15 protein-coding genes, 4 tRNA genes and 3 rRNA genes are annotated in these 20,380 nt (G+C 54.8%); 4 read left to right on the top strand and 18 right to left on the bottom strand.

Annotated elements, in window-relative coordinates; genetic code table 11:
* From AB3N39_RS04160 to dnaQ, 7 genes are all read right to left on the bottom strand, one after another.
* Positions 1-942: an ABC transporter permease gene (locus tag AB3N39_RS04160; RefSeq protein ID WP_047174664.1), complete on the bottom strand. Its 942-nt coding sequence runs from the start codon at positions 940-942 to the stop codon at positions 1-3.
* 18 nt (positions 943-960) lie between these two features.
* Complete coding sequence (locus tag AB3N39_RS04155; protein WP_172621902.1) at positions 961-2,475, bottom strand: ABC transporter substrate-binding protein; 1,515 nt, start codon at positions 2,473-2,475, stop codon at positions 961-963.
* Positions 2,476-2,477: 2 nt separating this feature from the next.
* Positions 2,478-3,560 carry an ABC transporter ATP-binding protein gene (locus tag AB3N39_RS04150; RefSeq protein WP_133293828.1) on the bottom strand — a complete coding sequence of 361 codons (1,083 nt, stop codon included), beginning with the start codon at positions 3,558-3,560 and terminating at the stop codon, positions 2,478-2,480.
* Positions 3,557-4,570 (bottom strand): ABC transporter ATP-binding protein, encoded by a 1,014-nt coding sequence (locus tag AB3N39_RS04145; protein ID WP_133293827.1) that lies wholly within the window; start codon positions 4,568-4,570, stop codon positions 3,557-3,559. Before AB3N39_RS04145 ends, AB3N39_RS04150 begins: the two co-directional genes overlap by 4 nt.
* A complete protein-coding gene (locus tag AB3N39_RS04140) occupies positions 4,567-5,286 on the bottom strand; it encodes a FadR/GntR family transcriptional regulator (protein ID WP_023334601.1) in 720 nt (239 codons plus the stop codon). The genes AB3N39_RS04145 and AB3N39_RS04140 overlap by 4 nt, the downstream gene beginning before the upstream one ends.
* 380 nt (positions 5,287-5,666) lie before the next feature.
* Positions 5,667-5,743 (bottom strand) — tRNA-Asp (locus AB3N39_RS04135).
* 132 nt (positions 5,744-5,875) lie between these two features.
* Complete coding sequence (gene dnaQ, locus AB3N39_RS04130; protein ID WP_048029949.1) at positions 5,876-6,607, bottom strand: DNA polymerase III subunit epsilon; 732 nt, start codon at positions 6,605-6,607, stop codon at positions 5,876-5,878.
* A gap of 31 nt (positions 6,608-6,638) precedes the next feature.
* Between dnaQ and rnhA the strand changes: the two genes are divergently transcribed.
* Complete coding sequence (gene rnhA, locus AB3N39_RS04125) at positions 6,639-7,139, top strand: ribonuclease HI (RefSeq protein WP_223540539.1); 501 nt, start codon at positions 6,639-6,641, stop codon at positions 7,137-7,139.
* Here the strand turns inward: rnhA and AB3N39_RS04120 are convergent, their stop codons facing one another.
* On the bottom strand, positions 7,140-7,856 hold the full coding sequence (locus tag AB3N39_RS04120; RefSeq protein ID WP_115874289.1) for a class I SAM-dependent methyltransferase: 717 nt from the start codon (positions 7,854-7,856) through the stop codon (positions 7,140-7,142).
* A 32-nt stretch (positions 7,857-7,888) separates the two neighbouring features.
* Here AB3N39_RS04120 and gloB point away from each other — a divergent pair, with 32 nt between their 5' ends.
* Both gloB and mltD read left to right on the top strand, forming a co-directional pair.
* On the top strand, positions 7,889-8,647 hold the full coding sequence (gloB, locus tag AB3N39_RS04115; RefSeq protein WP_115874288.1) for a hydroxyacylglutathione hydrolase: 759 nt from the start codon (positions 7,889-7,891) through the stop codon (positions 8,645-8,647).
* A 68-nt stretch (positions 8,648-8,715) separates the two neighbouring features.
* Entirely contained in the window at positions 8,716-10,080 is a 1,365-nt protein-coding gene (gene mltD, locus AB3N39_RS04110) for a murein transglycosylase D (RefSeq protein WP_115874287.1), read from the top strand.
* Between the two features lie 52 nt (positions 10,081-10,132).
* Here mltD and AB3N39_RS04105 read toward each other — a convergent pair whose 3' ends face one another.
* The 3 genes from AB3N39_RS04105 to AB3N39_RS04095 form a co-directional block, all read right to left on the bottom strand.
* The gene (locus AB3N39_RS04105) at positions 10,133-10,906 is read right to left on the bottom strand and encodes a class I SAM-dependent methyltransferase (protein WP_367897090.1); all 774 of its coding nucleotides are present in this window, start codon (positions 10,904-10,906) and stop codon (positions 10,133-10,135) included.
* A gap of 75 nt (positions 10,907-10,981) precedes the next feature.
* Positions 10,982-11,782 carry an endonuclease/exonuclease/phosphatase family protein gene (locus AB3N39_RS04100; RefSeq protein ID WP_025912579.1) on the bottom strand — a complete coding sequence of 267 codons (801 nt, stop codon included), beginning with the start codon at positions 11,780-11,782 and terminating at the stop codon, positions 10,982-10,984.
* 136 nt (positions 11,783-11,918) lie between these two features.
* A complete protein-coding gene (locus AB3N39_RS04095) occupies positions 11,919-13,094 on the bottom strand; it encodes an MFS transporter (RefSeq protein ID WP_133293825.1) in 1,176 nt (391 codons plus the stop codon).
* A 104-nt stretch (positions 13,095-13,198) separates the two neighbouring features.
* Here AB3N39_RS04095 and yafC point away from each other — a divergent pair, with 104 nt between their 5' ends.
* Complete coding sequence (yafC, locus tag AB3N39_RS04090; protein WP_045909864.1) at positions 13,199-14,104, top strand: DNA-binding transcriptional regulator YafC; 906 nt, start codon at positions 13,199-13,201, stop codon at positions 14,102-14,104.
* 29 nt (positions 14,105-14,133) lie between these two features.
* Here the strand turns inward: yafC and dkgB are convergent, their stop codons facing one another.
* The 7 genes from dkgB to AB3N39_RS04055 all read right to left on the bottom strand — a co-directional run bounded on the left by dkgB (position 14,134) and on the right by AB3N39_RS04055 (position 20,362).
* Positions 14,134-14,937 carry a 2,5-didehydrogluconate reductase DkgB gene (gene dkgB / locus AB3N39_RS04085; protein WP_115874283.1) on the bottom strand — a complete coding sequence of 268 codons (804 nt, stop codon included), beginning with the start codon at positions 14,935-14,937 and terminating at the stop codon, positions 14,134-14,136.
* A gap of 160 nt (positions 14,938-15,097) precedes the next feature.
* Positions 15,098-15,174, bottom strand: a tRNA-Asp gene (locus AB3N39_RS04080).
* 56 nt (positions 15,175-15,230) lie between these two features.
* Positions 15,231-15,346: ribosomal RNA gene (gene rrf / locus AB3N39_RS04075) — 5S ribosomal RNA — on the bottom strand.
* Between the two features lie 72 nt (positions 15,347-15,418).
* A 23S ribosomal RNA gene (locus tag AB3N39_RS04070) occupies positions 15,419-18,323 on the bottom strand.
* Between the two features lie 170 nt (positions 18,324-18,493).
* A tRNA-Ala gene (locus AB3N39_RS04065) sits at positions 18,494-18,569 on the bottom strand.
* Positions 18,570-18,676: 107 nt separating this feature from the next.
* Positions 18,677-18,753, bottom strand: a tRNA-Ile gene (locus AB3N39_RS04060).
* Between the two features lie 69 nt (positions 18,754-18,822).
* Positions 18,823-20,362 (bottom strand): 16S ribosomal RNA (locus AB3N39_RS04055).
* Together the 16S, 23S and 5S rRNA genes with 3 tRNA genes alongside form the textbook arrangement of a ribosomal RNA operon.
* Positions 20,363-20,380: the final 18 nt, after the last annotated feature.

The following is a 20,380-nucleotide window of genomic DNA, read 5'->3' as shown; positions in this document are numbered from 1 at the left end:
TTAACCTCGCATTTTCGGGTTGATAAGGACGTAAAGTACGTCGGCCAACAGGTTGAGCAGCAGGAAGCCGATCGCCACGATCAGCACCACGCCCTGCACCACCGCGTAGTCACGGTTGAAAACCGAGTCGACGATCATCTTGCCGAAGCCCGGAATGGTGAAAACCTGCTCGGTCAGCACCGCGCCGCCCAGCAGCTCGCCGAACAGCAGCGTGGTGAGGGTAATTACCGGCACCAGCGCGTTGCGAAAGGCGTGCTTCAGGATCACCGCTTTCGGCAGTAGCCCTTTCGCCCGCGCGGTGCGGATATAGTCCGCCTTCAGCACGGCAATCATCGAGGCGCGGGTGTGGCGCATCAGCGTTGCCGCGAGACCCGTTCCGAGCACGGATGCGGGGAGCAGCAGCGTGCGCAGGTTCTGGAGCGGATCTTCACTGAACGGCACATAGCCGGACGCGGGGAGCCACTGCAGGTTTACCGAAAAGACCAGAATCAGCAGGATCCCCAGCCAGAAGTGCGGGATCGAGATCCCCGAGATCGCCACGAAGTTCGCCCCGTGATCGACCCAGCTGTTTTTGTTCACCGCCGCGAGGATCCCCATGCTGATGCCAAACACCAGCGCGATAATCATCGCCAGCAGCGACAGCTCCAGCGTGACCGGCAGCTTGCTGGCGATCAGCTGCGTCACCGGTTCATGCGTACGTAAGGAGACGCCCAGATCGCCCTGCAGCGCCCGCGTCAGCCAGTGGAAATACTGCACGGGGATCGGCGCATCGAGATTCAGCTCCGCACGCAGCTGGGCGATGACCGCCGGATCGCGCTCCTCGCCGGCCATGGCGATCAGCGGGTCACCGGGCAGCAGCTTTTGCAGCCCGAATACCATCATGCTCACCAGCAGTAGCGTCGGAATAGCCAGCAGCAGACGTTTGCAAATCAGTTCCAGCATGGGTTCTCCTCAGGACGTTTATTTCGCCAGCGTCAAACCCGCCAGACGCACGATGCCGTCCGGGTATGGCTTAAAGCCCTGCACGCTTTTGTTCAGGCCAAAGATACGCGGCTCGAAATAGAGATAGGCAATCGGCATATCCGTTTGCAGCTGCTTCACCACCTTGTCGTACAGCGGCTGGCGCGCGGCCTGGTCGGTGCTCTGGCGCGCCTGGATCAGCCACTCATCGACCTGCGCGTTGCTGTAGCGACCGTCGTTAAGCGTGCCTTTGCTGTTGATAAAGCCGTAGATGCTGCCGTCCGGATCCGGGCGTCCCGACCAGCCGGAGAAGCTCAGTTGATAATCCCCGCTCTGCTGGCGGTCCAGCAGCGTGGCGAATTCGGTCATCTGCAGGTTCAGGTTAAAGCCCGCCTCGGCGACCATCGCCTGCAGCACCTGCCCCACCTGCTGAGAGGTTGGGTTGTTCGGCACCAGCAGGTTGACGGTCAGCGGCGCGGTGACGCCTGCCGCTTTGAGCAGGGCTTTGGCCTTGTCGACGTCACGCGGCGGAACCGGCAGATTCACGTGATACGGGCTGACCGGTGAAAACGCCTGGTTGGCTGGCGTATACAGCCCTTCAAAGACCACCTGGTTTAGCGCATCGCGGTCGATAGCCTGAGAAAATGCCTCGCGCACGCGGGCATCTTTGAACGGGTCGTTGGCCGGCACCTGGCCGTTGTTGATGTTGAAGGTAATGCCCTGATAGCCCAGGCCAGTTACCTTCGCCAGCGCCAGCTTGCTGTCGGCTTCGACGGTTTTCACGTCGCTGGCGGCGATGCCTTCGGTCAGGTCGAGATCCCCCGCGCGCAGGTTCGCCAGACGCACGGAGGCATCAGGGATCGGCAGATAGATAATTTTGTCGAAGTGGTAGGCGTCTTTGTTCCAGTAGTTATCGAAGCGGCTCAAAACGATGCGGTCCTGGGACACGCGGCTGTCGAATTTATACGGGCCGGAGCAGACCGGATGGGCGGCAAAGTCAGGCTTTTTTGCCGCTTCAGGGGCCATCATCGCGCCCGCGCGGTCGGTGAGCTGCATCAGCAGCGCGGCATCAGGCGTTTTCAGGTGCAGCGCAATCTGCATCGGGCCGGTGACCTCTACCGATTCAACGGAGGAGATCTCGCTTTTACGCAGGGAGCCTTTGAGGGTCAGGGCGCGGTCGAGGTTGTATTTCGCGGCGGCGGCATCGAATTTCTCTCCGTCATGGAAGGTGACGCCTTCGCGCAGATTGAGCGTCAGGGTTTTACCATCGTCACTCCACGCCCAGTCTTTGGCCAGACCGGGGACGACCTTCAGGTTTTCATCCACGTCCACCAGCCTGTCGCACAGGGAGGCAAAGACGAAGCGGCCATAGTAGGTACGCGCCAGATGCGGGTCGAGCATGTCCGGGTCTGCCCCGAGGCCAATACGAAGCACGCTTTCAGAATGGGCGGGCAGCGCCGCGCCAAGCAACATAACGCTTCCCAGTACGGTCAAAAGAGAATTACGGATTGTCATTATCATGAGTTCCTTGAAGGAAGGGACGAGTGGGTAACCGCGTGTTCAAACAGCGCGCGGCGGCGCAGAAATGCGGCGGATGGCGGTGCGATCTGAATAACGCTGCGATCGCGGTTGATCTCCTGCCAGCGGTGGCAGGCAACCTGACGTCCACCGTCGAGCACCTGATTGATCGGCTCGACCTGGCGGCATTCGTCGGTGACGTACGGGCAGCGGGTGTGGAAACGGCAGCCGGACGGCGGGCTGGCCGGGTTGGGCAGATCCCCCTGCAGCAGCGGCGCGTCGCGTTCAGCGCCCGGCTGCATCTGCGGCGCCGAGGCGATCAGCGCCTGAGTATAGGGGTGCAGCGGCGCGTCAAAAATCTCGTCAACGGTGGCGAGCTCGACGATTTGCCCGAGATACATGACCGCCACGCGATCGCTCATGTGGCGGATCACCGCCAGACCGTGGGCGACAATCACCATCGTCAGCCCCAGCTGGTTCTTCAGGCTCTCCAGCAGGTTAACCACCTGCGCCTGGACGGAGACGTCCAGCGCGGAAACCGGCTCATCCCCCAGCAGCAGCTTCGGTCCCGAGGCCAGCGCGCGCGCAATGCCGATACGCTGGCGTTGCCCGCCGGAAAACTCGTGCGGATAGCGCCCGGCCCAGGCGGCAGGCAAGCCTACGGTCTTAAGCAGTTCGGCGACGCGGTACTGACGGTCCGCTTTCTTCATGTTCTGGTGCAGCCACAGCGGCTCACCGACGATCTGCTCCACCGTCATGCGTGGGTTCAGGGACGCGAAGGGATCCTGAAAGATGATCTGCAGCTCGCGGCGGAGCTGATTGAGGCGCGCGCCCGAGGCGTGGGTGATCTCTTCCCCCTGATAAAATACGCGCCCTTCGCTGGCGGCCAGCAGGCGCAGCAGCAGACGGCCAAGCGTGGATTTTCCGGAACCGGACTCGCCGACAATCGCCAGCGTTTCGCCCGGCATGACGGCAAGCGACACGCGATCGACCGCCGTGACAAACCGCGCCGGAGTAAAGAGCTTTTTGGGGCCTGGGAAAAGCTTGCTGAGGTCACGGGCTTCAAGTATGGGCGTGGTCATGCGGTCTCTCCCAGGGCAATGTGATGTTCGAGCGGCACGCGGAAGCAGGCGACCCGATGGCCCGCGCCGAGCGTGGTGAGCTGCGGTTTTTCATCATGGCAGCGCGACTGCGCAAACGGGCAGCGCGTCGCAAAACGGCAGCCTTGCGGCATGGATTCCGGGAGCGGGACCGCGCCGGGAATGGTGGAGAGCTGGCCCTTGCGTGCGCCAAGGGAGGGAATCGAGCCCATCAGGCCGATGGTGTAAGGGTGCTGCGGATCGGCAAATATCGCCTCGACGCTTCCCTGCTCTACCACCTGTCCGGCATACATCACCGCTACCTGCTGGGCGACTTCTGCCACCACGCCCAAATCGTGGGTGATCATCAGTACCGCCGTGCCGGTTTCTTCTTTTAAGGTGTTGAGCAAGGCGAGGATTTGCGCCTGGATGGTGACGTCGAGCGCAGTGGTCGGTTCGTCGGCAATCAGCAGTTTGGGGTGGTTAATCAGCGCCATTGCAATCATCACCCGCTGGCGCATGCCGCCGGAAAGCTGGTGAGGATAAGCCTTGAGGCGCATCTCTGCCGCCGGGATCTGCACTTTCTCGAGGATCTGCAGCGCGACCTTCATCGCCTCTGCGCGCGAGACGTTCTGGTGTCGCATAACCGCTTCGCTCAGCTGATCCCCCAGCGTAAATGCCGGATTGAGCGAGGTCATCGGCTCCTGAAAAACCATCGCCAGCTCGCTGCCGCGCAGGTCGGCATATTCCCGCAGCGAGAGCTTGCGCAGATCGTGGCGGCGAAACAGCATCTCCCCGCTGACGATCCGTGCGCTGGCGGGCAGTAACCCCATCAGCGCCAGGGAGGTGATACTTTTCCCACAGCCGGATTCTCCCACCAGCGCCAGCGTTTCGCCCGCCCTGACGGTCAATGAGATACCGTCAAGCACGCTAACCGGCGAGCCCGCGAACGTAACGTTGAGGTTTTGTACTTGCAGTACGGGCGTGGCGTCCTTAAAGGGGATTGTCGTCATGGCGTGAAGTCGTCCTCAAGGTGGATCGCCTGAATCAGGGCGGTTTGCAGGCTGAGCAGGTGTTCGCGCATGGCGGCCGCGGCTTCATTAGGCTGGCGATGGATAATCGCAGACATGATCTTATGGTGGTGGTCGTTATAGCTGTCGACACGTTCGGGCGTGCGGGCTAATTCACGAAGATGCTGCCAGCCCGGTTCGCGCCGAACGGCATCAATGGCATCAAACAGGCCGAGCATCAGGCGGTTGCCCGCAGCCTCGGCAATAGCCCGGTGAAAGGCGCTATCCCAGAGTTCGTTGAGATCGCGGTCGTCCGGGCTGACCTTGTCGATGCGTTCCAGCATGCGCTGCATGAGCGCGAGGTTTTCCCTGGTGGCACGCAGTGCCGCAAGCCGGGCTAAGCCGGGTTCGAGCTGTAGACGAGCTTCCATCACTTCCAGAAGGTTGGTCTGCTGAACCAATCCCTGAAGGGCCAGCGGTTCAACGGGTGCCGCCGGGCCAATAAAGGTCCCTTTGCCCTGCTTACGCCAGATGCGCCCCTCTTCTTCCAGCACATCCAGCGCACGACGCACTTCACGTCGTCCTACGCCGAGTGTGTCCGACAGCTCACGTTCCGTGGGCAGCGGTATGCCTGGTGTTGACTCATGCTGGTTGATTAGCCCGCGCAACTGCTCAAGCGCGGTGCTGGAATTGGCCAGAAACCGTGACGGTTTTTCCATATTGGTTCGCTCGCTTTCATCATTGCTTTATTTTTATTAACGATAAGTTATTGATATGGAATGAAGCTTATCATGCTAATGATTAAGCAATAACCAAACCAATACGTAATTGGTTCGGTATTTTTTTTGGCAAGCGGGAGATAACCAAATGATTCTGCGTGAATTATTTTTACAGAAAGACACATTCTGAATGAGGTCTGAAGAGAGGCGCGGTGGCAAAACGCACAACAACAGTGCAAATAACGCACTACACCTGTGCAATTGTTAATTAATTGCACTATAGACATTAACTTTTTGTTAACGATAAGAGAGAGGATGAGATTACAGAATGCTGAAACGACGAAGGCCTGAATCATTTCTGATTCAGGCCTTCTGAATAGTGGCGGAACGGACGGGACTCGAACCCGCGACCCCCTGCGTGACAGGCAGGTATTCTAACCGACTGAACTACCGCTCCACTGTTCCCGTTTGGGGAACGAGGCGCATATTACGGTGCGCCTCCGATCTCGTCAACGCTTTTTCTCGCGTTTTGAATCGTTTGCTGCAAAAATCGCCCAACCGATGATTTTACAGGCATTCCGGCGTTTTTTCAGGCACGCCAGAGACAGCTGCCGCCCTTCTTCTGCACCAGATCAAGACGGGATTCGTGGTTAAGCAGCTCTTCGTCACTGGCTAAAACAACCCGTAGCCGACTGGCCTGACGAACAACACGCTGAATGCCCGCTTCGCCCTGCGTCTGCTGAGACTCATTTTCCATACTGAACTTCATTGACGTCTGCCCGCCGGTCATCGTCAGATAGACATCGGCCAGGATCTGGGCATCGAGCAACGCCCCGTGGAGCGTTCGCTTGGTATTGTCTATCTCGTAGCGCGAGCAGAGTGCATCCAGGCTGTTACGCTTGCCGGGGAACATCTTCCTTGCCAGCGCGAGACTGTCCGTCACCTTACAGAAGGTGTTCGTCTTCGGGATATCACGATTAAGCTTGCTGAATTCATAGTCCATAAAGCCGATATCGAACGAGGCGTTATGGATGACAAGCTCGGCGCCCTTGATGTATTCCAGGAACTCGTCAGCCACATCCGCAAACGTCGGCTTATCCAGCAAGAACTCATCGGCAATCCCGTGAACGCCGAACGCTTCGGGGTCCACCAGCCGATCGGGCTTGAGGTAAACGTGGAAGTTGTTCCCCGTAAGACGACGGTTCACCACTTCAACGGCGCCGATCTCGATGATCTTATGCCCTTCGTAGTGCGCGCCGATCTGGTTCATACCGGTGGTTTCGGTATCGAGGACGATCTGGCGAGTAATTGCAGTGCTCATAGCGGTCATTTATGTCAGACTTATCGTTTAACTGAACGTTTCGAATACAGGAAGTCTACCAGAGATGCGTAAACAGGTAGAAATTTTCACCGATGGATCTTGTCTCGGTAACCCAGGGCCCGGCGGCTACGGCGCGATTATGCGCTATCGCCAGCACGAAAAAACCTTTAGTGAAGGCTATTTTCTGACCACCAACAACCGGATGGAGTTGATGGCGGCCATCGTGGCGCTGGAGGCATTAAAAGAACATTGTGACGTGGTGTTAAGTACCGACAGTCAGTACGTGCGTCAGGGGATCACCCAGTGGATCCATAACTGGAAAAAACGCGGCTGGAAAACCGCCGATAAGAAACCGGTCAAGAACGTCGATCTCTGGAAACGTCTTGATGCTGCGCTGGGTCAGCACCAGATTAAATGGGAGTGGGTTAAAGGGCACGCCGGCCATCCGGAAAACGAACGTTGTGACGAGCTGGCGCGTGCGGCGGCCGCTAACCCTGCGCATGAGGACGCGGGCTATCAGCCCGAATCCTGATCACGGCTTTTTGTATTGCCGCGTGGCGCCAACGGTCTGGCGGATTGGCGTTTTCGATTTGCTCTGCTTCATGGGGTTAAGCGTAAGGGGAATGGTTCGCTTACGCGCGACGATAAACTGCAAACAGCCCAGGGCGGGGAGATGGGTGCTCAGCACCACGCCACCCTGACGCGCCCAGGGCAGCACCTGAAAACCACCGTAGCAGAGCACTTCAAAGTTCAGCAGTGAAAGCCAGTCGAGCTGGCGCATCATGGTGAACATCCGGCTGTTGTAAGGTGGATTCCTGCGTAGCACCGGCACCAGCTTACGCAGCCCCATCAGGCTTAACGGATTGAATCCGCTAAGTACCAGCCAGCCGTCATCAATAAGCACGCGATCGGCTTCACGAAGCAGACGATGCGGATCGCTGCACCAGGGCAGCGTGTGAGCGAGTAAACACGCATCAACGGATTTTTCCGCAAACGGCAGATGCAACGGATCTGCTTTTACCTGAACCGGCGATCCGCCGAGAGAGACGTTGACCTGATGCGAGATAGCGCAGCTTTCGGTATTGATTTCCGCGCTGAGATTGCCAATCTTAAGCAGGTGAAAGCCATACATTTTCGCGAGCCAGGGCTTCAGCTGTTGTTCTAACGCTTCGCGATAATATTCACCCCAGGGCAATTCCGCCCAACGTTCCGGTGCTGCGACAGTCTGAGGTATCCTTGCCGGTTTCATCAAAACACCCGCCACGCTATAAGAGGTAATGTATGAATCTTATCAGTATTCCAGCGTTTCAGGACAATTACATCTGGGTTTTGGTTGACGACGATCGTCGATGCGTCATTGTCGATCCCGGAGAATCGGCCCCTGTTCTGCGCGCAATAAAAGAGAACGACTGGCAGCCAGAAGCCATTCTGTTGACGCATCATCATAACGATCACACTGGCGGCGTGCCTGAACTGCACGCTCATTTTCCGCATCTTGTGGTTTACGGACCGGCAGAAGCACAAGATAAGGGAATCACGCATGTAGTCGAAGAAGGCGAAAATATCCTCATACGTGAGTGGGAGTTTTCCGTATTTGCTACACCGGGTCACACTTTGGGACATCTGTGTTTCTACAGTAAGCCTTATCTTTTTTGCGGCGATACCCTGTTCTCCGGAGGCTGCGGAAGATTGTTTGAAGGTACGCCAGCGCAAATGTACCAGTCTTTACAGAAGATTAACGCATTGCCCGATGACACCGTTATTTGTTGCGCTCATGAGTATACATTAGGAAATATGAAGTTTGCCGTCAGCCTGTTGCCTGAGGATCGGGCGATTCAGGATTATTATCACAAAGTGAAGGAGTTACGTGCAAAAAACCAAAAAACACTCCCCGTAATTCTGAAAAACGAGCGCCAAATTAATTTATTTTTAAGAACAGATGATACTGATTTAATTAATAAAATTAACCAAGAAACAAATTTGCAACAACCAGAACAGCGATTTGCATGGTTAAGGTCAAAGAAAGATAACTTCAGATAATTGCGGGTTGCCTTTTCAAAATTTCGCCGTTATCATCGCTCGTCTTTTAAGCAACTATTGACACACACATGAAGGCAAAAGCGATATTACTCGCCTCTGTCCTGCTTGTAGGTTGCCAGTCACAGAATGGCAGCAACGTACAACAGCACGCACAGAGCCTTTCTGCAGCTGGTCAAGGGGAAGCAGGGAAGTTTGCAAGTTCGGCGCGCTGGATGGACGATGGAACATCTTTCGCGCAGGATCAAGACTTGTGGACCTCTATTGGCGACGAGCTAAAGATGGGAATTCCGGAAAATACCCGGATTCGCGAACAGAAACAGAAGTATTTAAGAAATAAGAGCTATCTCCACGATGTAACGTTACGGGCAGAGCCGTATATGTACTGGATAGCCGGGCAAGTTAAGAAACGTAACATGCCTATGGAGCTGGTACTCCTACCCATAGTGGAGAGCGCTTTTGACCCACACGCGACGTCTGGCGCCAATGCCGCAGGCATTTGGCAGATCATTCCGAGCACAGGGCGAAACTATGGTCTGAAACAGACCCGCAACTATGATGCGCGTCGCGATGTTGTCGCTTCAACGACAGCAGCTCTCGACATGATGCAACGTCTGAACAAGATGTTTGACGGCGACTGGCTGTTAACGGTCGCAGCGTACAATAGCGGCGAAGGTCGTGTACTGAAGGCAATGAAAGCGAATAAAGCACGGGGTAAATCCACCGATTTTTGGTCGCTCTCACTGCCACAGGAAACAAAGATTTACGTACCGAAAATGCTGGCTTTGAGCGATATTCTCAAGAACAGCAAGCGTTATGGTGTACAACTGCCAACACCAGACGAAAGTCGTGCACTGGCGCGTGTTCGCCTCAGCAATCCAGTTGATATTCAACAGGTTGCTGATATGACGGGTATGTCGGTAAGTAAATTGAAAACCTTTAATGCTGGCGTTAAAGGCTCAACCCTGGGGGCAAGTGGCCCGCAGTATGTAATGGTTCCGCAGAAACATGCTGACCAGTTACGTGAGTCTTTAGCTTCTGGTGAAATCGCCGCCGTTCAGTCAACGCTGATCGCGGATGCATCATCAGTCAACAGCCGCAGCTATAAGGTTCGTTCAGGTGATACGCTTTCGGGCATTGCGTCACGTCTTGGCGTGAATGCGAAAGATCTGCAGCAGTGGAATAATCTGCGCAGCTCCGGCCTGAAAGTGGGTCAGACTCTGACGGTAGGTGCAGGTAGCAGCGCACAGCGTCTCGCCAGCAACAGCGATAGCATTACCTATCGCGTGCGCAAGGGCGATTCACTATCCAGTATCGCAAAACGACACGGCGTAAACATCAAGGATGTGATGCGCTGGAACAATGATACTGACAATCTGAAACCTGGCGACCAGCTGACGCTGTTTGTGAAGAACAGCGCTACGCCAGACTCCTGATAGCACGATCGAAAGATAAAAAGGCACCGATTCCCCTCGGTGCCTTTTTTGTTTAACCCGCTTTTTGCGCTTCAGCCATGATGGTATCGCTGGTGAATGAACCATCGTTTTGCAGTTCAAAGTACGCCTTTACCTCCGCGGATGCACTCTCCTGATACAGCCTGATCGCCTGACTTAATGCTTCCGGGGTGCGCATACGCGCTATCCACGAGTTAAACTCCAGCGGCAAACGGTCTGTGATTAACGAGCGTGTAATCAGTCCCGCTTCCGTGATAAGCGACAACCACTCTCCGCTGGAGTAGTTTTGCACGTGCGAGGTATCGCGCAGCGCTTCTACCGTTTGCAGCCAGATATTGCGCACCGGATGCCCAGGTGACATCACATCCATAATGATGAATGTGCCGCCCGGCTTCAGAACGCGTTTGACCTCTCGTAATGCCTGGCCGACATCATGCCAGTGGTGCGCGGAATAACGGCTGATAACCACCTCAAACGACGCATCATCAAACGGTAAGGATTCGGCATAGCCCTGGCGCGTATTAATGTTGTTCAGCCCCTTCGCTTTCGCCGCCTCGGCAACAACGTCCAGCATCTGGCTGGATAAGTCATACGCGGTAACGTGCGCCACCTGCTGCGCAGCCGTAAAGCTGGCATGCCCAGCCCCGCAGCCTAAATCCAGAACGTGCGCCTGCGGAAATGCCGACAGGCGCTCACCGAGACGCACCAGATCGCGACCTGAAGCGTGCACGGCGCTGCTCAGATAGGCACTTGCCTGAGAACCAAACTGTCTTTCTACGTTGTCATGATGGGAGTGTGTTGTTGTCATCGTACTGTCCTTTGTGAGTGAAAAATAAAGGGCAGCACCCGCGCAGGCCTGCCCCACGGCAGACCTGACACACCATTATTTATCAGGTTTGCCGGGACTGAATTCGACTAGTAGAGGATTATGATCCGAGGCGCGAGTCACCAGAACAGAGGCATCGTGCACGCTCAAACCACGATAGAAGACAAAATCGAGAGGACGACCAAAGGCTTTTTTGCGCTGGTCATCGCTAAAACGAACCTCACGCAACGACATTTCGCGCGCAAAGCGATAGAGCGCATTCATGCGCGGACGGCTCCAGGCATTGAAATCGCCGGCCATAATGATGGGCCCGCTGTGATGCGCTATCTGATCGCCAATGGGAAGTAACTGCTTACTGTAGACATCCACGCCCAGGCTGAAGTTTACCGCATGGATATTCACAACCATCAGCATTCGGGTATCCGGCAGCGGATAGACCGTCACCAGCGCCGATTTCGCCAGACGCAGGATAGGCTCGCGTTCGCGCAGCGGACAGCAATAGACGGGATGTGCTGCAGAAAGCGTCATCACGCCTGAGGGATGCTGAGGCAAAACAAAGGCGGGTACCTGGTCGGCGGCAAGATAGTGAGTGGTAGCAAACCGAACGAGCTCAGGCGTGGTTTGCGCCTCCTGGAGCAGGACCAGATGGGCATCTTTGCCAAAATTCTTGAGGACCGATAACCACTCCGCACGCTGCTGCTTAAAGATATTCCACACCAGTACGCGGATTTTTTCATCGCTGCTTAACGGCGTGCCGGCGGGTAATGCCTGGCTTATGCTCGCAAATGACCCCGGAGGCAAGATCCTCTCCGCGGGCATTCCGGCTACATAACGCATGGCATAGGTATTTTTTCGCACTTTTGGAAACAGCCTCTGTAACATGAACCAGTCCGGAAAACGGACTGGTTCTAATGTTATAGGGACTTTAGGTCACACTTTCAACGCAATTTCTGAGAAACCGCTTTCCAGTTTTGTAAGCAAGCGCTTACTGATGTTAACCCAGCGCGACGCGGGCGGGTTTATCAAGACGTCCGCTCAGACCAATCAACAGGAAAGCGACCAGGACAATCACCGCGCCAATCCATGGCGTCTGGGTTAATCCGAAATGTTCGACGGTTTGCCCACCAATGATGGAGCCCAGCGCGATACCAATATTAAAAGCGGCAATATTCAGGCCGGACGCCACATCCACCGCATTGGGCGTATAAAGCTCGGCTTTTTGTACAACGTAGACCTGAAGCCCGGGCACATTACCAAAGGCGAAGATCCCCATGACCAGCACGGTGACCAGCGCGGCGTAGTGTATCGAAGCCGTGAACTGGAAAATCATCAACAGAACGACCAGCGCGGCGAAGATGAATTTCAGCGCCGGTACCGCACCATGCTTATCCGCAAGCTTGCCGCCCCAGATATTGCCAATCGCAACGGAAATACCGTATCCCAGCAAAATCCAGCTCACGGCATTGGGGGAGAAACCCGCCAGGTCCTGCATCATCGGTGCAAGGAAAGTGAAGGCGGTGAATACGCCGCCATAGCCCAGCGCAGTAACCGCGTAGATGATCAGCAAACGCGGATGCGTGAGTACCTTCAGCTGATCGCTCAGGCTGGCGCTGGCCCGGCCAGGAATATTCGACGGCACCAGCAGCAGGCTGGTCACCAGGGCAATGACGCCCAGTAAGGAGACGGCCAGGAACGTTTCACGCCAGCCGAAGTGTTGTCCGATAAACGTGCCCAACGGTACGCCCGTGACGAGTGCAACGGTCAGCCCACCGAACATGATCGCAATGGCGGAGGCCGCTTTCTCTTTGGGTACCAGGCTGGTTGCAATAGTGGAACCAATCGAGAAGAACACCCCGTGCGCAAGGCCGGTCAACAGACGGGCAATCACCAGCGTGGTGTAGTCCGGTGCCTGCCAGGCCAGAATGTTGCCGGCGGTGAACAGCACCATCAGCGCGACTAACAGCTGCTTACGCGGAAAACGCCCGGTCAGTGCCGTCAGCACTGGCGCCCCGACGGCGACGCCCAGGGCGTAGATAGACACCAACAGTCCGGCAGAGGGTAACGAGATCGCAAGCTGGTTAGCAATAGTGGGAACCAGCCCCACGATAACAAATTCGGTCGTGCCAATTGCAAAGGCACTGATCGTCAGGGCAAGTAGCGCCAGTGGCATAAAATACTCCGTATCATCATGATTAAGATGACAGGCAGTATGCGCCAGTGCTTAAATAACAAAAATGGTCAAAATCTCAATAGAATTTTGCAGGTGGTGCAACAATGAAAGCTACATCGGAAGAGCTGACAATCTTTGTCGCCGTCGTTGAAAGCGGCAGCTTTAGCCGCGCGGCCGAACAGCTGGGACAGGCTAACTCAGCCATCAGCCGTTCGGTAAAAAAACTGGAGATGAAGCTTGGAGTGAGTCTGCTCAACCGAACGACGCGACAGCTGAGCCTGACGGAAGAAGGAGAGCGTTATTTTCGCCGCGTGCAGTCGGTACTGCAGGAGATGGCCGCAGCGGAGACCGAGATAATGGAGACCCGCAGCACGCCGCGCGGATTACTGCGCATTGATGCAGCCACGCCGGTTGTGCTTCACTTTCTGATGCCGCTGATTAAACCTTTCCGCGAACGCTATCCGGAGATGACGCTTTCTCTCGTCTCCTCAGAGACGTTTATTAACCTCATCGAGCGTAAAGTGGATGTGGCTATTCGGGCGGGAACGCTGACCGATTCAAGCTTGCGTGCCCGCCCTCTGTTTGCCAGCTACCGTAAAATTATCGCGTCGCCACAGTATATTGCTGAACATGGTAAACCGGAGACGGTTGAAGAACTGAAGCAGCATCTGTGCCTGGGCTTTACGGAGCCGGTATCGCTGAACACCTGGCCTGTCGCCTGTCATGATGGTCAACTTCATGAAATTACGAGCGGATTGTCATCTAACAGCGGGGAAACACTAAAGCAGCTGTGCCTTGAAGGCAATGGTATCGCCTGCTTGTCAGACTATATGATTGATAAGGAGATTGCCCGGGGTGAGCTGGTGGAATTGATGGCCGATAAACGCTTGCCGGTCGAAATGCCTTTTAGCGCGGTGTATTACAGTGACAGAGCGGTTAGTACGCGCATTCGTGCCTTTATTGATTTTCTGAGTGAACATATAAAAACAGCTCCCGGAGGAGCTGTGTGAGGGTTCAGGTTACAGAGGGCGGGTCAAACTTAATCCCAGTCAGGAGCTAAACCTTCCGGGCTGACCAGACGATCGTTGCACTCCAGCGCGGCAATCGCTTTTTTATCGTCAGCATCCAGATGAAGATCCGTTGCTAACAGGTTGCTGGCCAGGTTTTCACGCTTAGTTGATGATGGGATCACGGCATAACCTTCACCCATTGCCCATGCCAGAATGACCTGCGCGGCAGTCGCGCTATGTTTCTCAGCGATACGCGTAATCACTTCATCTTTCAGCGCCTTACCATAGGCCAGCGTCATGTATGAGGTGATGTGGATCCCGTGCTGTTTTGCCCAGTCCACGACTTTACGATTTTGCAGGTACGGAGACAGCTCAATCTGGTTGGTCGCAATATTTTCTGCGCCAACAGCAGCAATAGCTTTTTCCATCAGCGGGATCGTGAAGTTGGAGATCCCAATTTCGCGGGTTAATCCCTGCTTTTTCGCTTCCAGCAATGCCTGCATGAATTCTTCCACGGAGACGGCATCGTTCGGTGATGGCCAGTGGATCAGCGTCAAATCTACATAGTCAGTACGCAGTTTTTTCAGGCTTTCTTTCAGGCTTGGGATCAGCTTGTCTTTGCTGAGATTCTCAATCCAGATTTTCGTGGTGATGAACAGCTCATTACGCGGTACACCACTCTCTTCGAGAGCTTGTCCTACGGCAGCTTCGTTTTCATAGATCTGCGCCGTATCAACCGCGCGATAGCCCAGTTCGAGTGCGGTTTTAACTGATGCAATAACAACGTCGTCTTTAAGGCGGAAAGTGCCCAGACCAAATGCAGGGAGAGTCATACTATTCCTCAATCGTTATGTTCGTAAACTGAGGACGATTATCGCTGGCGTTGTTATAGAGAAAAAGATCGCAAAACGCAGAGGATTTTTGCTGATTTCGCAATAATTAAGCGTCAGATAAGAAAAAAGCCCTGAGCGTTAGCTCAGGGCTTTTAATAAGTGGCGGAACGGACGGGACTCGAACCCGCGACCCCCTGCGTGACAGGCAGGTATTCTAACCGACTGAACTACCGCTCCACCGAAGACTGCTTGTAACCACCGGATTAATGCACCGGCTTACTACTTAATTTGATGCCTGGCAGTTCCCTACTCTCACATGGGGAGACCCCACACTACCATCGGCGCTACGGCGTTTCACTTCTGAGTTCGGCATGGGGTCAGGTGGGACCACCGCGCTAAAGCCGCCAGGCAAATTCTGTTAAATCTGTATCAGGCTGAAATTGATTGTTCTGTCTCTTCGCCAAAACACCTTCGGCGTTGTAAGGTTAAGCCTCACGGTTCATTAGTATCGGTTAGCTCAACGCATCGCTGCGCTTACACACCCGACCTATCAACGTCGTCGTCTTCAACGTTCCTTCAGGAGACTTAAAGTCTCAGGGAGAACTCATCTCGGGGCAAGTTTCGTGCTTAGATGCTTTCAGCACTTATCTTTTCCGCATTTAGCTACCGGGCAGTGCCATTGGCATGACAACCCGAACACCAGTGATGCGTCCACTCCGGTCCTCTCGTACTAGGAGCAGCCCCCCTCAATTCTCCAGCGCCCACGGCAGATAGGGACCGAACTGTCTCACGACGTTCTAAACCCAGCTCGCGTACCACTTTAAATGGCGAACAGCCATACCCTTGGGACCTACTTCAGCCCCAGGATGTGATGAGCCGACATCGAGGTGCCAAACACCGCCGTCGATATGAACTCTTGGGCGGTATCAGCCTGTTATCCCCGGAGTACCTTTTATCCGTTGAGCGATGGCCCTTCCATTCAGAACCACCGGATCACTATGACCTGCTTTCGCACCTGCTCGAGCCGTCACTCTCGCAGTCAAGCTAGCTTATGCCATTGCACTAACCTCCTGATGTCCGACCAGGATTAGCTAACCTTCGTGCTCCTCCGTTACTCTTTGGGAGGAGACCGCCCCAGTCAAACTACCCACCAGACACTGTCCGCAACCCGGATCACGGGTCTACGTTAGAACACCAGCCATTAAAGGGTGGTATTTCAAGGACGGCTCCACGCAGACTGGCGTCCACGCTTCAAAGCCTCCCACCTATCCTACACATCAAGGACCAGTGTTCAGTGTCAAGCTATAGTAAAGGTTCACGGGGTCTTTCCGTCTTGCCGCGGGTACACTGCATCTTCACAGCGAGTTCAATTTCACTGAGTCTCGGGTGGAGACAGCCTGGCCATCATTACGCCATTCGTGCAGGTCGGAACTTACCCGACAAGGAATTTCGCTACCTTAGGACCGTTATAGTTACGGCCGCCGTTTACCGGGGCTTCGATCAAGAGCTTCGCGTTGCCGCTAACCCCATCAATTAACCTTCCGGCACCGGGCAGGCGTCACACCGTATACGTCCACTTTCGTGTTTGCACAGTGCTGTGTTTTTAATAAACAGTTGCAGCCAGCTGGTATCTTCGACTGATTTCAGCTCCACCCGCAGGGGCTTCACCTACATATCAGCGTGCCTTCTCCCGAAGTTACGGCACCATTTTGCCTAGTTCCTTCACCCGAGTTCTCTCAAGCGCCTTGGTATTCTCTACCTGACCACCTGTGTCGGTTTGGGGTACGATTTCGTGTTACCTGATGCTTAGAGGCTTTTCCTGGAAGCAGGGCATTTGTTACTTCAGCACCGTAGTGCCTCGTCATCACACCTCAGCGTTAATAAGGTACCGGATTTACCTGGAACCTCCGCCTACATGCTTAAACCGGGACAACCGTCGCCCGGCTAACATAGCCTTCTCCGTCCCCCCTTCGCAGTAACACCAAGTACAGGAATATTAACCTGTTTCCCATCGACTACGCCTTTCGGCCTCGCCTTAGGGGTCGACTCACCCTGCCCCGATTAACGTTGGACAGGAACCCTTGGTCTTCCGGCGAGCGGGCTTTTCACCCGCTTTATCGTTACTTATGTCAGCATTCGCACTTCTGATACCTCCAGCATGCCTCACAGCACACCTTCAACGGCTTACAGAACGCTCCCCTACCCAACAACACATAGTGTCGCTGCCGCAGCTTCGGTGCATGGTTTAGCCCCGTTACATCTTCCGCGCAGGCCGACTCGACCAGTGAGCTATTACGCTTTCTTTAAATGATGGCTGCTTCTAAGCCAACATCCTGGCTGTCTGTGCCTTCCCACATCGTTTCCCACTTAACCATGACTTTGGGACCTTAGCTGGCGGTCTGGGTTGTTTCCCTCTTCACGACGGACGTTAGCACCCGCCGTGTGTCTCCCGTGATAACATTCTTCGGTATTCGTAGTTTGCATCGGGTTGGTAAGCCGGGATGGCCCCCTAGCCGAAACAGTGCTCTACCCCCGAAGATGAGTTCACGAGGCGCTACCTAAATAGCTTTCGGGGAGAACCAGCTATCTCCCGGTTTGATTGGCCTTTCACCCCCAGCCACAAGTCATCCGCTAATTTTTCAACATTAGTCGGTTCGGTCCTCCAGTTAGTGTTACCCAACCTTCAACCTGCCCATGGCTAGATCACCGGGTTTCGGGTCTATACCCTGCAACTTAACGCCCAGTTAAGACTCGGTTTCCCTTCGGCTCCCCTATACGGTTAACCTTGCTACAGAATATAAGTCGCTGACCCATTATACAAAAGGTACGCAGTCACACCACGAAGGTGCTCCCACTGCTTGTACGTACACGGTTTCAGGTTCTTTTTCACTCCCCTCGCCGGGGTTCTTTTCGCCTTTCCCTCACGGTACTGGTTCACTATCGGTCAGTCAGGAGTATTTAGCCTTGGAGGATGGTCCCCCCATATTCAGACAGGATACCACGTGTCCCGCCCTACTCTTCGAGTTCACAGCCTGTGTGCTTTCGTGTACGGGACTGTCACCCTGTACCGTGCGACTTTCCAGACGCTTCCACTAACACACAAGCTGATTCAGACTCTGGGCTGCTCCCCGTTCGCTCGCCGCTACTGGGGGAATCTCGGTTGATTTCTTTTCCTCGGGGTACTTAGATGTTTCAGTTCCCCCGGTTTGCCTCGTTAACCTATGTATTCAGTTAACGATAGTGCAACGAATTGCACTGGGTTTCCCCATTCGGACATCGCCGGGTCAAAGGTTCATATCACCTCGCCGGCGCTTTTCGCAGATTAGCACGTCCTTCATCGCCTCTGACTGCCAGGGCATCCACCGTGTACGCTTAGTCGCTTAACCTCACAACCCGAAGATGTTTCACTTCTGATTGCGAAAATTTGAGAGACTCGAACACACCATTAAGATGTGTCGTTTCAATTTTCAGCTTGATCCAGATTTTTAAAGAGCAAAACTTCGCAGTGAACCTTTTCAGGTTCACTCTGAAGTTTTCTTGTGTTTGCAGTAAAAGATGGTGGAGCTATGCGGGATCGAACCGCAGACCTCCTGCGTGCAAAGCAGGCGCTCTCCCAGCTGAGCTATAGCCCCATCGTTTTGCAATCTCTGTACCGGTAATTTTTCCTGAGACAAGGCGTGGTAACGCGAAGCATACATCAGTATGTGAGCGTTGCCGCAACGCAGTATCAGGGAAAATTTGGTAGGCCTGAGTGGACTTGAACCACCGACCTCACCCTTATCAGGGGTGCGCTCTAACCACCTGAGCTACAAGCCTGCAGAGATTTTTACTGCTGTTTTTCATCAGACAATCTGTGTGAGCACTACAAAGGCAGGTTCTTTAAGGTAAGGAGGTGATCCAACCGCAGGTTCCCCTACGGTTACCTTGTTACGACTTCACCCCAGTCATGAATCACAAAGTGGTAAGCGCCCTCCCGAAGGTTAAGCTACCTACTTCTTTTGCAACCCACTCCCATGGTGTGACGGGCGGTGTGTACAAGGCCCGGGAACGTATTCACCGTAGCATTCTGATCTACGATTACTAGCGATTCCGACTTCATGGAGTCGAGTTGCAGACTCCAATCCGGACTACGACGCACTTTATGAGGTCCGCTTGCTCTCGCGAGGTCGCTTCTCTTTGTATGCGCCATTGTAGCACGTGTGTAGCCCTACTCGTAAGGGCCATGATGACTTGACGTCATCCCCACCTTCCTCCAGTTTATCACTGGCAGTCTCCTTTGAGTTCCCGGCCGGACCGCTGGCAACAAAGGATAAGGGTTGCGCTCGTTGCGGGACTTAACCCAACATTTCACAACACGAGCTGACGACAGCCATGCAGCACCTGTCTCAGAGTTCCCGAAGGCACCAATCCATCTCTGGAAAGTTCTCTGGATGTCAAGAGTAGGTAAGGTTCTTCGCGTTGCATCGAATTAAACCACATGCTCCACCGCTTGTGCGGGCCCCCGTCAATTCATTTGAGTTTTAACCTTGCGGCCGTACTCCCCAGGCGGTCGACTTAACGCGTTAGCTCCGGAAGCCACGCCTCAAGGGCACAACCTCCAAGTCGACATCGTTTACGGCGTGGACTACCAGGGTATCTAATCCTGTTTGCTCCCCACGCTTTCGCACCTGAGCGTCAGTCTTTGTCCAGGGGGCCGCCTTCGCCACCGGTATTCCTCCAGATCTCTACGCATTTCACCGCTACACCTGGAATTCTACCCCCCTCTACAAGACTCTAGCCTGCCAGTTTCGAATGCAGTTCCCAGGTTGAGCCCGGGGATTTCACATCCGACTTGACAGACCGCCTGCGTGCGCTTTACGCCCAGTAATTCCGATTAACGCTTGCACCCTCCGTATTACCGCGGCTGCTGGCACGGAGTTAGCCGGTGCTTCTTCTGCGGGTAACGTCAATCGCTGAGGTTATTAACCTCAACGCCTTCCTCCCCGCTGAAAGTACTTTACAACCCGAAGGCCTTCTTCATACACGCGGCATGGCTGCATCAGGCTTGCGCCCATTGTGCAATATTCCCCACTGCTGCCTCCCGTAGGAGTCTGGACCGTGTCTCAGTTCCAGTGTGGCTGGTCATCCTCTCAGACCAGCTAGGGATCGTCGCCTAGGTGAGCCGTTACCCCACCTACTAGCTAATCCCATCTGGGCACATCTGATGGCAAGAGGCCCGAAGGTCCCCCTCTTTGGTCTTGCGACGTTATGCGGTATTAGCTACCGTTTCCAGTAGTTATCCCCCTCCATCAGGCAGTTTCCCAGACATTACTCACCCGTCCGCCGCTCGTCACCCAGGAGCAAGCTCCCTGTGTTACCGCTCGACTTGCATGTGTTAGGCCTGCCGCCAGCGTTCAATCTGAGCCATGATCAAACTCTTCAATTTAAGTTTGATGCTCGTGAA

Source organism: Enterobacter vonholyi (assembly GCF_040834095.1).
GTDB classification, from domain to species: Bacteria; Pseudomonadota; Gammaproteobacteria; order Enterobacterales; family Enterobacteriaceae; genus Enterobacter; species Enterobacter vonholyi.
The sequence above is the reverse complement of the archived record's forward strand: the minus strand, read 5'-3'. Positions and strand labels throughout refer to the sequence as shown.